Genomic DNA, 13,675 nt, shown 5'->3' with positions numbered 1-13,675 from the left:
TGGTTGCGGGTGTTCAGACCGTGCTGCGCTTGCCGATGTTGGCGGTGATCTGCGCCATGCTGTCGGCGGCGCCGTTGATCATCTGGCTCACCGCCTGGATGCCATCCTCGATCTGCTGCATGACCTTCTTGATCTCTTCGCGGCTTTCATCCATTTGCTGTTGCAGCTTCACCAGCATGGCGTCCAGTTCCTTCTTGGACGCCAGGATGTTCTCGGCATCCCGCTTGTCCTTGGCCACGGCGATGTTGACCGCCCCCGTGCCGACGCTGGCCACGCCTTGCGCCACCTGCGCGGCCCCCGAGACGATGTTGTTGGTCACCTTGACGGCGGAGGACACGGCCGAGCCGCCTCCGGACGCCACGGCGGTGATGATGCCGACCGTGACCGCCGCGGCCATGCCGATCGCCATGCCGACGATGGCCGTGGTCTTGGGGTCCGCCCCCGCGAGTTCGCAGACCCCGGTCGCCAGCGTGCCCAGCAGCTGCGGCTCGATCAACAGCGCCACCGGCATGGCAAGCGCCGCCACGCCCGCCATGACCTTGCCGATCTTGCCCGCGGTTTCCTTGTCGACGCCGCAAGCCTCCAGGAACTTCGAGGCCATGGTGCCCAGCAGGTTGCCGATGCTGATCTGCGGCCCGCCGCATTCCTGGGATATCTGGTCCGCCAGCGAGATCGTGGTGCCCACCAGGGCCAGGGTCGCCAGCGCCAGCATCGGCGCCGCCGCGCCCGCCGACGCCACGGTCGCCACGGCCGCCACCGCCACCGCGATCGCGGAGGCGATCACCGCCACGATCTTGCCGATCCAGCCGAATATCTTGCCCAGGATGCCCTTGCTATCGGCTTCCTTGCATTTGTCGACCCATTCCTTGATCTTCTCGGCCTGGTGCTCATTGTTCTTCTGCGCGTTCACCCGCGCCGTCTCCAGGCTTTCCTTGGCCGCGGTCAGCTGCGCATCCTGGGACTTGCTGCGCATGGTCCGCAGCAGATCCAGCAGGTCGCCGGCCGACAGCGCAGTGGCCGGCGCATCCAGCGCTGGCGCACCCTTGCCATTGCTGACGCCGTCCCCGGCGTCCGCCCCGCCCTTGGCCGCCGCCAGCGAGGCCGCCATGTCGGCCAATTCCTTGAGCAGGTCCGGATTGGTGACAGGCGCGGACGCGCCCGTCGTGGCGGACTCGGTCAATGGCAGCGGCATGCCGCCGCCCGGCGGCATTGGATTCGAACTGATCGCGCTCATGATTCACTCCCTGGAATGCCCGGGCGCCAGGCGCCCGGCCGCATTCCGCATCAGATGTTGCGGGCGATGCCCCGGTTGGTTTCCACGCGTGACTGTTCGATCGAGCCGAGCTTGTCGCGCACATCGCGGATGACGTCCATCATCTGCTGCATCAGTTCATTGGCCTGCTGCACGGCCGACTCGTGCACCTTGGAGGACGCTTCCAGTTCGGCCTTGGTGGCGTCATGCTCGGCGGCCTTGCGCTCCTGCGCCGCGTTGATGATGCCGCCGATGCCCCCGGCGATGCCGCTGGCGCCCTGCCCCGCGGCGCTGGCGAACTGGCCCCGGGTGGTCGACTGCTGCGCCATGCCGTCGAGCACCTTGGCCTGCCCCTGGAGATCCTGCATCCTGGCCTGGGCCTGCAGGTCAGACGAACCGGCGCTCTTGGCGGCCTCCATCGTCTTTTCGCCGCTCTGGATGGTCTGGCCCGCGCCCTTCAGCCCCATGCCCATCGCTTTCGCGCCGCCCGCGATCTGCGCCACGCCGCCCGCGATCTGCATCGCGCCGGCCGCGATGGCGCCCACCATGCGCTCCTGCGCGGCGTTGCGGATCTCCTGCGCGGCGCCTTTCAGGTCCGCGATCTGCGCCTGCATCTCGGCGCCGCGGACTTCCCGCGCCGCATTGCGCTGCTCCTGGGCGATCTTCTGGAACAGCGCCATCACCGCATAGATATCGCCGGCCACATCCGTCATCCCCAGCTGCGCCAGGGCCTTGGTGACATCGGCCGCCTGCGCGCCACCCGCCGCGATCGACGGCGCCGGCAGCAAGGCCGACAGAGTGTCCGCGGGGTTGCCCTGCTTGATCTGCGCCGCCGCGTCCAGCATGAGGATGGCGGCAGCCGGATTGGCGGCCGCCGCGGGCGCCGCCGCGCCGGCATCCGGCATGGCCAGGGGAAGGTTGCCGCTGTTGGGAGTGGTTCCTGAAATCGTCATGGTGCGTTCCCGCCTATTGCATTTTCGTTTGCAGCGCCTGCCGCAGCGCCTCGGCCCGCGCGCGCAACGCGGCGTGCGTCTCGTCCTCGCACAACGTCAGCGCCAGATCGAGCGACTCGACCGCTTCCGGCAACTGTCCCATCGCGATCAGGCATTCCGCGCTGTGAAACACCGGGCGCGGATCGTCCAGCCGGATCAATGCGGCCGCGCCGTACTGCAGCAGGGCATCCTGGTAGCGGGACAGCATCTGCTGCGCCCCGCCCAACGCCATCAGGTAGCGCGGTTCCAGGTGGTCATAGATGACCAGCATGGAAAAGGCCTTGAAGGCATCGCTGTAACGGCCTTGCTCATACAGTCCGTGCCCCAGCTGGTACAAGGCATCGCATTCCGCCTCGGTGACGCCCATGCCGGATCCCAGCGTGCCGCCCAGTCTGAGCATCGCGGACAGATCCTCGGCGGCGGCCTGCAAGTCCCGCGCGCCGCCATCCGGCTGTTCCCGCTGATTCATGGCCTCTCTCCCTGTCGCCCGCGCTCAGACCATCAAGCGCGGCTTCTTGACCGCGCCGCCACGCTGGGGCGCGGCGAAACTGGCCCGCGCCGCTTCCTCGGCCGTCTCGCGCTCGACCTCGGCCATGTCCTGCTCGAACTGGGTCAGGGCCTGGGCCTGGCCCTTGTCGTCCAGCAGGCCGGCCAGCACCGTCCGGACCTTGTCCGCGTCCAGGCCCTGGTCCCGGTAGAACTCGTCGGACGCGCCCAGCGCCTGCCGTGCCGTCGCCGTGAGGTCGTCCGCTTCGCGCATCAGTTGCTCGATGTCTTTCGTATTCGCCATGATGGATTCCGTCTGTCGGTGGGAGGCGTGATCAGCGCATGTTGCCGATGATCGACGACCGGCTTTCCTGCATCTTCTTGACGAAGTTGGTCATGACGTCGAAGGCCTCGTTGCGCTTGTTGGTCAAGCTCTGCAGGCGCAGCATGTCCATCTGCTGGCTGTTGCCGGCCGCGTCGATCATGCCCTTGACCTTGTTGATGGCGGCGTCGACCTCGCCCTTGGTGGTGGCGCCTTGCATGATGTTGGTCGCCGCCGGCAATACCGTGCCCATCGGATCCGAGGGGTTGCTGATCCGCCCCTGGCGCGCCGTGAAGCCCAGGTCGCCCAGGCCGGCCGCCTTGATGGCATCGTTCAGCGGAATCTCGATCGCCTTGACCTTGTCGTTGTTCCAGTCGGGAATCTTGTCGGTGCCGGACGCGCCTGCCTTGAACTGGCCCGCCGCCGCGTTCAGGGCGTTCAGCACGTTGTTGAGCTTGCCGATCATTTCGTTGCGGTTCTGCACTTCCTGGATCTGCGCCTGCAACTGGGTATCCAGCAGCTTGGTGCGTTCGCTCTGCACCGCCATCAGCGCGGTTTCGATGTCCATGGACTGGAGGTTCTGCAGCGATATGGCGCCGACGCCGCCGTTTGCATTGATGGTTGACATGCTCGTTCTCCTGTACCCGATGAGATCCGCCGCGAAGCGACGCGGCGTTGTGGTTTCCTGTCCCCCGGTAAGTGACAGGCCCGCCCGGAGAGTTCCATCCCGCCGGAAACTTTTTTCCGGCGCGACCGCGCCAGGCATCGCAATGAATCCGGGTAAACCCTCGAATTTCATGCTTCCCGGCGCTGTCCCCGATCCTGGCTGGCCAGGCCGCCGTTCGTCACCGACGCCGCGTCAGGGTTCCATGCAAAGAAGATGGAACTTTCCCCGCCCAACCGTTACTACCCCTGACTGTGCGCGGCCTTCGTCCGCCGTTCCTCGCGCCTTCATGAACCGTATCGACGCCGGCCTGCCCCCTTCCGCTTTCTCGTCCACGACCTCGCAAGCCGCCCCCCAGAGCGGCCAGCAGCAGGTCGGCACGATGCTGGGCCAGGCCGCCGTGGCGGTGGATGGCGAGATCTCGCTGGCGGATTCGGCCGAGGAACTCAGCCTGCACATGGCCGAGAAGACCGAGGACAAGCACCACGCCGAACGCAAGATCGGCCGCGACGCCCCGCTGCAGCTGCTCAGCGCCGAGGCCATCGTGGCCTACCTGGCCGAGTCGCACGACGCCGACGCCCAGGAAAAGCTGATCGAACTGGCGCGCCACCTGCTGGCCGGCGGCGCCGATCCGCGCCAGGCCGCCGCCCGCGCCTTCGGCGATGCCGCCGGCCAGTACCTCGGCCTGCAGTACGCGCTGCGCCAGGGCGAACGCGACGGCGCCCCCGAGGACGTGCTGGACGGCCTGCGCGAAGCGCTGGCCGACCTGGAGCTGGAAAGCGGCCCGCAGATACGCGCCAGCCTGAACACCATCGGCGCGGCCGCAGGCTATGCCGGCGACGCCCGCGGCGTGGCCGACTTCCAGCGCACCTACCAGGACGTGGTGCTGGGCGAAGCGTCGCTGGCCAAGACCCTGGCGCTGGCGCTGGAGCGCTTCGGCGGCAAGGACGTCGGCCGCGGCCTGCAGCAGCTGATCCAGGCGCTCGGCCAGGACCTGGCGGCGGCGCGCCCATCCACCAGCCCGGACCGGCTGCAGGCGCTGATGCAGGATCTGTATCAGCTGGGCGTGGCGGTCACCGTGCTGGATGGCTGCGGCGAACTGGGCGACAAGATGGCGCGGGAACACGGCAAGCCGTTGGCGGCCGATCAACTGATGCGCGACCTGGTCAACGTCAGCAACGAGAAGTGGATCTCCGAATCGCGCTTCGCGGCCCTGGCGGCCAGCCACGGCGCCGACAGCGTCGCCGCGCGCATCACCTTCCTGGGCGGCGTGCGCGCGGTGCTCAAGGACCTGCCGCTGCCGATGTACCCCGACGCGGATGCCCGCCAGTCCGTCCTGGGCGCGGCGCAACTGGCCCTGGATGCGGCCATCGACGAGGAATACGAATGAACAGCCTGGATCGCGCCCTGGGCGCCTTCGGCGAGACCATCGGCCTGGACCGGCTGGCCCTGGGGCACGGCGGCAACCTGGCGCTGCAGCTGGACTCGGGCCGTCGGGTCGCCATCGAGGCGGCCGACACCGAGGTGCTGGTCTACGTCTCGGATCCGGTGCCCTACGACGCCCCGACGCGCCTGCTGCAGGCCTGGCGGCGGGCGCACCATTCGCGCCTGGCCGGCTATCCGGTGCAGGCCGCCCTGCGCGACCAGGACGGCATTCCCCGGCTGCTGGCGCTGACCCGCCTGCCCGCCGACCAGGCCGACGCCGCCGCGCTGCGGCGCGCGGCGGACACGCTGGCGCGCTGGCTCGACGACGCGCGCGCCGACTGACCCCGGAACGGAGACCCTCACACCATGTCCGATATGCGCATCAGCGGCTTCGCCTTCGACCGGGGCCTGGACGGCATCACCTACGCCGGCCGCGAGGCCGCCGGCCAGCACCTGCCCGAACGCCAGGAACTGGCGCCGCCGGCCGACGGCGTCAAGGCGCAGCTGGCCCAGCTGCTCGACACGCCGAACATCGACCGCTACCTCGACAGCCAGCTGCGCCCCACGGTCGCCAACCGCGACCTGCTGCTGCCCGGCAAGTTCGCCCAGGCCCTGCAGGCGACGCTGGATGGCCTGTCCGCCGCGGCCGAGCAGAGCCAGGACCGCAATCCCGAGGACGCCCGCGCGCTGAACCGCGCGGTGCGGCTGCTCAAGGACGAGGCCGGCCTGCGCGAGCTGGTCGCCATGTACCGCAGCGCGCTGTACCAGGGATGACCGCCGCCATGCCCCTGACGCCCGACGCCCGCGAGCTGCTCAGCCTGCTGGCCTATGTCTACCTGGAAAACAACCGCCCCGAAAAGACCGCCGTGGTGCTGAACGCGCTGCGCACGCTGGGGCTGGCCGACCCTCGCCAGCTCGCCACGCTGGCGCTGGCGCAACTGCGCGCCGGCAAGCCCGACGCGGCCCTGTCGACACTGGACCAGCTGGCCATGCAGGGCGGCGTCGACGCGCCCTTCCACCTGATCCGCTCGCAGGCCCTGCTGGCCCTGGAGCGTCGCGACGAGGCCGCCGCGGCCATGCGCGCCTACGTTGCCCTGCGCCCCGCCGCGGCGGCCGCGCCCACCGAAGCAGAAACGACTTGAGCCGCCCCATGCAAGCCCTGAACCGCGTCGTCGCCGCCGCCACCAGCCGCAACGATATCGTCCTGGCGGTCCTGATCGTCTCGATCATCTTCATGATGATCCTGCCGCTGCCGACGACCCTGGTCGACGTGCTGATCGGCGCCAACATGACGCTGTCGGCGATCCTGCTGATGGTGGCCATGTACCTGCCGTCGCCGCTGGCGTTCTCGTCGTTCCCGTCGGTGCTGCTGGTCACCACGCTGTTCCGCCTGGGCATCTCGATCGCCACCACCCGCCTGATCCTGCTGCAGGGCGACGCCGGCCACATCATCGAGACCTTCGGCAACTTCGTGGTCGGCGGCAACCTGATCGTCGGCCTGGTGGTGTTCCTGATCCTCACCATCGTGCAGTTCGTGGTCATCACCAAGGGCGCCGAGCGGGTGGCCGAAGTGGCGGCGCGCTTCTCGCTGGACGCCATGCCCGGCAAGCAGATGTCGATCGACGCCGACCTGCGCGCCGGCACCATCGACATGGACGAGGCGCGCAAACGCCGCTCGGTGGTCGAAAAGGAAAGCCAGCTCTACGGCGCCATGGACGGCGCCATGAAGTTCGTCAAGGGCGACGCCATCGCCGGACTCATCATCGTCGCGGTCAACCTGCTCGGCGGCATCCTGATCGGCACCATGCAGCGCGGCCTGACCGCCGGCGAAGCCGTGCAGGTGTACTCGATCCTGACGATCGGCGACGGCCTCATCGCGCAGATCCCGGCGCTCTTCATCGCCATCTGCGCCGGCATCATCGTGACCCGGGTGCAGACCGGCGACGGCCCCTCCAACGTCGGCAAGGACATCGGCGCCCAGGTGCTGGCGCAGCCGCGCGCGCTCTTGATCGCCGCCGCCATCGCGGTCGGCATGGGCCTGATCCCGGGCATGCCGACCCTGACCTTCCTGGCGCTGGCCGCGGTGGTGGGCACCATCGGCTTCGTGCTGCTGCGCGGCACGCGCAAGGTGGTGGACGAAAAGACGGGCGAGATCACCGAGATCCCGGCGCTGGCGGCCGACGGCCAGAAACCGCAGGCCAGGCCGCGCGCCGACGGCAGCGCCGAATTCGCGCCCACCCTGCCGCTGATGATCGACGTGGCCGCCGCGCTGCAACGCAGCTTCGATGCCGACGAACTGAACGACGAGCTGCTGAAGATCCGCCGCGCGCTCTACTTCGACCTGGGCGTGCCGTTCCCCGGCATCCAGCTGCGCTTCAACGACGCCCTGCCGACGGACACGTACAACATCCTGCTGTCCGAAGTGCCGGTGTCGCAGGGCAAGCTGCGGCCCGGCGCGGTGCTGGTGCGCGATACCGAGCAGAACCTGCAGGCGCTGCAGGTGCCCTACGAAACCGACAAGCGCTTCCTGCCCAACATGCCCACGCTGTGGGTCGAGGCGAGCCTGGCGCCGACCCTGTCGGCCGCCGGCATCCCGTTCCTGGACCCGCACCAGGTGCTGACCTGGCATCTGGCCTTCGTGCTGAAGAAATACTCATCGGACTTCATCGGCATCCAGGAAACCCGCTTCCTGCTGACGGCGATGGAAGACCGCTTCCCCGACCTGGTCAAGGAAGCGCTGCGCGTCATGCCGGTGCAGAAGATCGCCGAGATCCTGCAGCGGCTGGTGTCCGAGGACATCTCGGTGCGCAACCTGCGCGCCGTGCTGGAAGCGCTGATCGAATGGGGCCAGAAGGAAAAGGACTCGGTGCTGCTGACCGAGTACGTGCGGGTCTCGCTCAAGCGCCACATCAGCTACAAGTATTCCAGCGGCCAGAACATCCTGCCCGCCTATCTGCTGGCGCCCAACGTCGAAGAGACGGTGCGCGGCGCCATCCGCCAGACCTCGGCGGGCAGCTACCTGGCGCTCGACCCCAACGCCTCGCGCAAGCTGGTGGACAACATCAAGCGCGCCACCGGCGACCTGACCGCCGCGGCGCAGAAGCCGGTGCTGCTGACCTCGATGGACATCCGCCGCTACCTGCGCAAGATGATCGAGCAGGACCTGTACGAGCTGCCGGTGCTGTCCTACCAGGAGCTGACCCAGGAAATCAACGTACAGCCGCTGGCCAGGGTGGACCTGTGAACACGCCCGCAACCGGAGCCCCCTCATGAGCGAAGCGCTGGAACTGCGCGTGCTGTCCGGCCTGCATCGCGATGCGCGCTGCCAGGTCGCGGACGGCGCGGTGCTGGGCGCCGACCCGGCCTGCGACATCGTGCTGGCCGACGACGGCGTGGGCCCGCGCGCCGCGCGCGTGCGCATCGGCGAGGGCGGCTGGGACCTGGCGCTGGACGATGCCGCGCCCAACCCGCAGCCCGGCACGCCGTTCAACCGGCCGGTGCCGCTCGGCCCGGTCTGGATCACCGTGGCCCGCCGCGGCGACCCCTGGACCCACGCGCCCGATGCGGCCAACGACGCGCTAGCGCGCGCGGCGGTCGAACCGGCAGCGGCGCCCGAAGCAACGCCCGCCGTCGCGCCGGCGCCAAGCGACGAAGACCGCCAGCTGGAACGGCGCCTGCCGCTGCCGCCCGCGCAGGGCCGGCGCCGCAAGCGCGACTCCTGGCCCATGGCGCTGGGCCTGGGCGCGGTAGTGCTCACCATCGTCGTCGCCATCGTCCTGACCCTGATGCCGCAATCGACCGCCAGCCGCGCGCCGCAGGTCGACCCGCGCCTGGCCGCCGCGGAAAAATCCGTGGGGCAGATCTCCGCGGTGTTCGAGCGCATGGGCCTGACCTCGCGCCTGCACGTCTCGATGGCGCGCGATGGCGTGGTGACGGTGTCCGGCTGGGTGCGCAACGCCGCCGAGCAGGACGCCGTGGCGTCGGCGCTGTCGCAGATCTGGCCCATGCCCGCCATGCGCATCAGCAACGAAGACGAGGTGGTGCGCACCGCCCGCGCCGCGCTGCGCGCCTTCAACGTGCGCTACGAACCGCGCTACGAGGGCGATGGCCGCCTGAACGTCGTCGGCATCGCCAGCAGCGCGCGCGAGCGCGCCTCGGCGCTGGATGCGCTGCGCGCGCAACTGCCCGGCATGACGGTGCTGGGCAACGCCATCGCGCTGACGCAGCAGCTGAGCGACACCCTGTCCAGCCAGCTGGTGGACGCGGGCCTGTCCGGCGTCACCCTCGCCTGGAAACCCGATCACCTGGAGATCGCCGCGGGTGCGCTCGACGACGACCAGCAGGCGCGCCTGCAGGACGTGCTGAACGAGTTCAACCAGAACCACCTCGGCGTCGCCCGGCTGGCCGCGGCCAGCGCTTCGCCAGCGGCCGACAGCGTGCCATTCGTGATCCGCAGCGTGGTCGGCGGGCCGCAGCCCTTCATCGTGCTCGAGGACGGCAGCAAGCTGCTGGTGGGCGGCGTCTACCGCAAGTACCGCCTGGTCTCCGTGGAAAACACCCGCATCATTTTCGAAGGCCCGCGCGCCGCCATCGTGACGCGCTGACCACTCACCCAGATCCCCTGACACCATGACCGATCCGACCGCCCTGACCGAACTGGAACAACGCCTGGCCGCCCCCGGCGGCGCCGCGTTGCGCGCCGAACTGGCACAGCGCCTCGCCGAACTGGAGCAAGGCGCCAACCAGCGCCTGGACTCGGGCCTGGTGCCGGTGGCTTTCCAGCAATACCAGGCGGTGGCGCAGGCTGCCGCCGCCGCGCGCGAGGTGCTGGCCGCGCTGCCGCTTGATCCCCGGGATGGCGCCGACGCGCCGCCCGCCGCTTTTTCTCCCCTGAATCGCTAGGAGACGCACCATGGCTTTGAACGGTTTGACCGGCTCGTCCGGCCTGAATTTCAACAGCGTGAACAGCACGATCTACGACAGCATCCGTTCGCAGGAAAGCAACCTGCAGACGACGCTGTCCAACCTGCGCACCAACGCCGACGGCAGCGTGTCGCAAGCGGACATGCTGAAGATGCAGCAACAGGTGCAACAGTGGACCATGCTGATCGAGATCCAGAGCACGATCACCAAGCAGATCGCGGACTCGCTCAAGGGCGTGATCCAGAAAGCCAGCTGAGCCGGCCTCCCCCGCGCGGGGTCAGACCGACTGCATCATGAAGGCGGGATTGCGCCACGGCGCGTCCGCGCCCGGCTCCGCGCGCGCGGCGCGTTTCTCCCAGGCCTCGACCTGGTTGAGCAGCGCGTCGATCGCGGCCAGCAGCGCGTCCGCGCCGCATTGTTCGCGCGCCACGCCCAGCTGCAGATGCATGCGGCCATCCGGGGCCGCGCACGCCACCACGCCACCGCCCGCCTGCAGGAAGTTGCCCTGCGCGGCCAGCAACGCCAGCGCGCCATCCATCTTGCCCCCGCCCACCGCGCAGGACAGCAGGATCTGGCCGCGCGCGCCATGCGCCATCAGCTGCACCAGATGGCGGCCATCGAATGCCAGTTGGCACAGCCCGCCCTCGGCGGGCGCCAGCGCGGGAATGCCCAGCGCCTGGCCGAGTTCGGAAAGCACCTGGGCGAAATGAGGGTCTGACACGGTAACGAAAGTGGCGATGCGGGCGCGAACGGGCGCGGCCGCCCGCAGCGCGAGATGGACGAGGCCACATTATGGCACCCGCGCCGCGCGAATCCCAGGCCCCGGCAGGGAACCGGAAGGCATGCTGCTGTTACTCAAGGGGTGATTCCCACTCCGCGAGCTTTCCATGGCGTTCAACTCCCTCTCCGACATCGCGCAGGCCGCCGCACAGTACGCGCAGGCGCATTTCCATACCGGCGACACCGAACAGCCCGCGCAATGGGCCGTCCCGCTGGACGACCATCATCAACTGGGCATGGCGCGCAACGCGCACGACGGCAGCGTGGTGCTCACCGCCTGGCGTCACGCCTTCAACGACGCGCCCGGCTTCGACGACCCGCAGGGCGAAGCGCTGCTGCGCCGCGGCTTCGATACGCGCCTGGGCGCGGGCCTGATCGGCGGCATCTCGCCCGAGCTGGGGCCGAGCCTGAGCCTGCCGCTGTACGCGGCCTGCGACGCCCAGGCCCTGCACGACATCGCCGACACGCTGCTGCGGGAACTCGACCGCCTGGCCGGCCCCCACCCCGACGCCACGCCGCCCGCGGCGCTGCCGCGCGGCCCGCAAGGCGATGCGCGCCAGGCCGAGCGCGACCTGGCGCGGCTCGCGCTGGCCTGCGGGCTGGACACGCTGCCCAGCGGCGCGCGCCAGTTCGATCTGTTGTTCGACGACCTGCCCGGCCGCGTTACGCTGCACCCCGACAACCGGCGGCTGCTGATCGATTTCTTCCTGCACGACGCCGCCGCGCTGCAGGGCAGCCTGCGCCGCGCCGTCATCAAGAGCGCGCTGCTCATCAACCAGAACGCGCTGCGCGGCCACGCCTACGTGGTCGGACTGGACAGCCGCCAGTTCGTGACGGGCAGCGGCCGCATCGCGCTCGAGCGCCTGGACGACGACACCTGGCCGCGCTGGCTGCAATACCAGCTGGCGCAGGCGCAAGACACGCGCGCGCTGGTGCGCGACCTGGCGCTGGAAGGCGCGCAGATTTCCTTTGGCGTGGCGGCCGCCGCCACGGGCGCCGCCGCGCCGGGAGCGCTGGTATGAACGGTATCTCCAGCGCCATCCAGAACAGCGCCGCCGCCTCCGTCTGGCAACCGCCGGCACAGGCGCCGACCTCTTTGCTGGGCCAGCTCAAGGGCCTGTTCGTCACGCCCGACACCAACGCCGCCCACGTCGACGCGGCCAAGCGCTCGTTCGAGCAGTACTTCATGCAGGAGACCAGCGCGCTCGCCAACATGATGGGCCCCAAGGGCATCGAGAGCTTCGCCGGCGACGTGCAGACGCGCTTCGAGTCCATCGTCCAGCGCTCCTTCGACGCGCTGCCGCGCAAGCAGGACGGCTCGGTCGACGGCAAGGACTTCGCCAGCGCCATGAAGTCGGCCGGCAAATCCGCCGCCATGGCGCTGGACCGGCTCAAGGTGGATGCGGCGCGCTCGGAACTCATGTCCAACCTGCCGCAGGCCGACACCCGCCCGCAGATCATCCCGCGCGGCGACAAGTACGTCGTCATCCGCCCCGCGCCGCAGCTCGAGAACATGGCGCTGCGCGGCGGCGGCGCCAAGGGCATCGGCTACAGCGCCGGCCTGGACCAGATGGAAAAGACCGGCATGCTGGCCGGACTCAAGCACCTGTCGGGCTCGTCCGCCGGCGCCCTCACCGCCACCTGCCTGGCGGCGGGCCTGAGCGCGGCGCAGTTCGAACAGGGGCCGGCCGACGCGTTGTTCCGCCCGGGCATGCTCGATGCGCTCAAGGGCGGCGGCGACCTGGCGCGCATCTATCCCGACCTGAAGATGGAAGGCGGCCTCGCGCCCGCCGTCGCTTCCTTGAAGGTAGTCGACCAGACCACCTCGCGCAGCGTGCACGACTACCTGACGACGCACTGGAACACCCATGCGTTCCAGGACAAGCTGGTCGCGCTCGCCGGCCAGGGCCAGCTGAGCGACCGCCAGCTCGAACGCCTCAGCCGCCTGCAGCAGCTGCCGGACTTCGAGCAGGAACACAAGGACAGCATGATCACGTTCGGCGACCTGAAGCTGCTGAACACGCTGGCGCCCGACAAGTTCAAGCAGCTGACGCTCACCGGTTGGAACAAGACCGATCAGGTCGAGGAATACTTCGACGCCGACAGCGCGCCGGACATGCCGATCGCCTATGCCGCGCGCATGTCGATGTCGTTCCCGATCGCGTTCAAGGCGGTGTCGGTGGAGACGGCCGACGGCGGCAAGAAGGTCTACGCCGATGGCGGCATCGGCAGCAACATGCCGTCCGAGGTCTTCACCCATCCGAAGGACGCGCAGGGCGTGCCCACCGCCCTGACCGGCGACGCGCTCGGCCAGACGCAGGCCCGCACCCTGCTGCTGACCTTCGACGAAAACGGCAAGGCCTACCAGATCATGCACGGCGGCCCGCCCCAGGCGCCGACGCCGGGCGTGCTGGGCAAGATCAAGTCGTTCTTCGTCAACCTGATCACCAGCCACCCCGACCAGGCCGGCGCCGATTTCGCCGACAAGCAGAAGATCTGGACGGCCGGCCCGAACGCGCTGCCGGTGTTCCACGGCGGCATCAGCACGCTGACCTCGAACATCAGCGACGAGGTCCAGCACCAGGCCCACATGCTGTCGGCCTGGAAGTCGCTGGAGCAGATCGCGGTGCGCACGCATCAGGCCTACTCGATGGAATGCGACAGCCTGGCGGACCTGGCGGGCCTGCTGACCGACGGCGAAAAGCAGGCGCTGCGCACCGGCGCCGCGCCCGATGGCCTGCAACGCCAACTGCTGGCGCTGGTCGACAACGTTCCGCCGCCCGGCCTGGGACCGATGCCGCAACTGGCCTGAACGATGCCGGCCCCGCACG

The 13,675-nt window shown here is 69.4% G+C and carries 16 protein-coding genes; 10 read left to right on the top strand and 6 right to left on the bottom strand.

Annotated features, from left to right (window positions below; genetic code table 11):
- Window positions 1-13: 13 nt before the first annotated feature.
- The 5 genes from sctE to AOZ53_RS21265 are packed head-to-tail and all read right to left on the bottom strand — an operon-like array spanning window position 14 to window position 3,680.
- Window positions 14-1,234, bottom strand: coding sequence for a type III secretion system translocon subunit SseC family protein (sctE, locus tag AOZ53_RS21285; RefSeq protein WP_054489204.1), 1,221 nt, complete (start codon window positions 1,232-1,234; stop codon window positions 14-16).
- A 50-nt stretch (window positions 1,235-1,284) separates the two neighbouring features.
- Complete coding sequence (gene sctB / locus AOZ53_RS21280) at window positions 1,285-2,205, bottom strand: type III secretion system translocon subunit SctB (RefSeq protein ID WP_156333467.1); 921 nt, start codon at window positions 2,203-2,205, stop codon at window positions 1,285-1,287.
- Window positions 2,206-2,218: 13 nt separating this feature from the next.
- Window positions 2,219-2,713 carry a SycD/LcrH family type III secretion system chaperone gene (locus AOZ53_RS21275; protein ID WP_054489201.1) on the bottom strand — a complete coding sequence of 165 codons (495 nt, stop codon included), beginning with the start codon at window positions 2,711-2,713 and terminating at the stop codon, window positions 2,219-2,221.
- A 24-nt stretch (window positions 2,714-2,737) separates the two neighbouring features.
- On the bottom strand, window positions 2,738-3,034 hold the full coding sequence (locus tag AOZ53_RS21270; RefSeq protein WP_054489199.1) for a hypothetical protein: 297 nt from the start codon (window positions 3,032-3,034) through the stop codon (window positions 2,738-2,740).
- 31 nt (window positions 3,035-3,065) lie between these two features.
- Window positions 3,066-3,680, bottom strand: coding sequence for a hypothetical protein (locus tag AOZ53_RS21265; RefSeq protein ID WP_054489197.1), 615 nt, complete (start codon window positions 3,678-3,680; stop codon window positions 3,066-3,068).
- 325 nt (window positions 3,681-4,005) lie between these two features.
- Here AOZ53_RS21265 and sctW point away from each other — a divergent pair, with 325 nt between their 5' ends.
- From sctW to AOZ53_RS21225, 8 genes are read left to right on the top strand one after another with little or no spacing between them, the layout of a single operon-like run.
- Window positions 4,006-5,106 (top strand): type III secretion system gatekeeper subunit SctW, encoded by a 1,101-nt coding sequence (gene sctW / locus AOZ53_RS21260; protein ID WP_054432771.1) that lies wholly within the window; start codon window positions 4,006-4,008, stop codon window positions 5,104-5,106.
- On the top strand, window positions 5,103-5,483 hold the full coding sequence (locus AOZ53_RS21255; RefSeq protein ID WP_054489195.1) for a type III secretion system chaperone family protein: 381 nt from the start codon (window positions 5,103-5,105) through the stop codon (window positions 5,481-5,483). Before sctW ends, AOZ53_RS21255 begins: the two co-directional genes overlap by 4 nt.
- A 24-nt stretch (window positions 5,484-5,507) precedes the next feature.
- On the top strand, window positions 5,508-5,915 hold the full coding sequence (locus AOZ53_RS21250; RefSeq protein ID WP_054432774.1) for a type III secretion apparatus assembly protein SctX: 408 nt from the start codon (window positions 5,508-5,510) through the stop codon (window positions 5,913-5,915).
- Window positions 5,916-5,923: 8 nt separating this feature from the next.
- Entirely contained in the window at window positions 5,924-6,283 is a 360-nt protein-coding gene (locus tag AOZ53_RS21245) for a type III secretion apparatus assembly chaperone SctY (RefSeq protein WP_054432850.1), read from the top strand.
- Between the two features lie 8 nt (window positions 6,284-6,291).
- The gene (sctV, locus tag AOZ53_RS21240; protein ID WP_054432775.1) at window positions 6,292-8,385 is read left to right on the top strand and encodes a type III secretion system export apparatus subunit SctV; all 2,094 of its coding nucleotides are present in this window, start codon (window positions 6,292-6,294) and stop codon (window positions 8,383-8,385) included.
- Window positions 8,386-8,410: 25 nt separating this feature from the next.
- The gene (sctD, locus tag AOZ53_RS21235) at window positions 8,411-9,745 is read left to right on the top strand and encodes a type III secretion system inner membrane ring subunit SctD (protein ID WP_054489193.1); all 1,335 of its coding nucleotides are present in this window, start codon (window positions 8,411-8,413) and stop codon (window positions 9,743-9,745) included.
- 25 nt (window positions 9,746-9,770) lie between these two features.
- Window positions 9,771-10,043, top strand: coding sequence for an EscE/YscE/SsaE family type III secretion system needle protein co-chaperone (locus AOZ53_RS21230; protein ID WP_054432778.1), 273 nt, complete (start codon window positions 9,771-9,773; stop codon window positions 10,041-10,043).
- 10 nt (window positions 10,044-10,053) lie between these two features.
- Window positions 10,054-10,320, top strand: a complete 267-nt coding sequence (locus AOZ53_RS21225; RefSeq protein ID WP_054432779.1) for an EscF/YscF/HrpA family type III secretion system needle major subunit — start codon at window positions 10,054-10,056, stop codon at window positions 10,318-10,320.
- 21 nt (window positions 10,321-10,341) lie between these two features.
- Here the strand turns inward: AOZ53_RS21225 and AOZ53_RS21220 are convergent, their stop codons facing one another.
- Window positions 10,342-10,785: a CesT family type III secretion system chaperone gene (locus AOZ53_RS21220; RefSeq protein ID WP_231689805.1), complete on the bottom strand. Its 444-nt coding sequence runs from the start codon at window positions 10,783-10,785 to the stop codon at window positions 10,342-10,344.
- A 166-nt stretch (window positions 10,786-10,951) separates the two neighbouring features.
- Between AOZ53_RS21220 and AOZ53_RS21215 the strand changes: the two genes are divergently transcribed.
- Together AOZ53_RS21215 and AOZ53_RS21210 are read left to right on the top strand one after the other, a co-directional pair.
- A complete protein-coding gene (locus AOZ53_RS21215) occupies window positions 10,952-11,866 on the top strand; it encodes a hypothetical protein (protein ID WP_054432781.1) in 915 nt (304 codons plus the stop codon).
- Window positions 11,863-13,656, top strand: coding sequence for a patatin-like phospholipase family protein (locus tag AOZ53_RS21210; RefSeq protein WP_054432783.1), 1,794 nt, complete (start codon window positions 11,863-11,865; stop codon window positions 13,654-13,656). Before AOZ53_RS21215 ends, AOZ53_RS21210 begins: the two co-directional genes overlap by 4 nt.
- Window positions 13,657-13,675 lie beyond the last annotated feature (19 nt).

The sequence above is a fragment of the Achromobacter sp. 2789STDY5608621 genome (genome assembly GCF_001299375.1).
Lineage (GTDB): Bacteria > Pseudomonadota > Gammaproteobacteria > Burkholderiales > Burkholderiaceae_B > Achromobacter > Achromobacter insuavis.
Note: the sequence above shows the minus strand (reverse complement) of the source record. Positions and strands in the feature narration are given on the sequence as shown.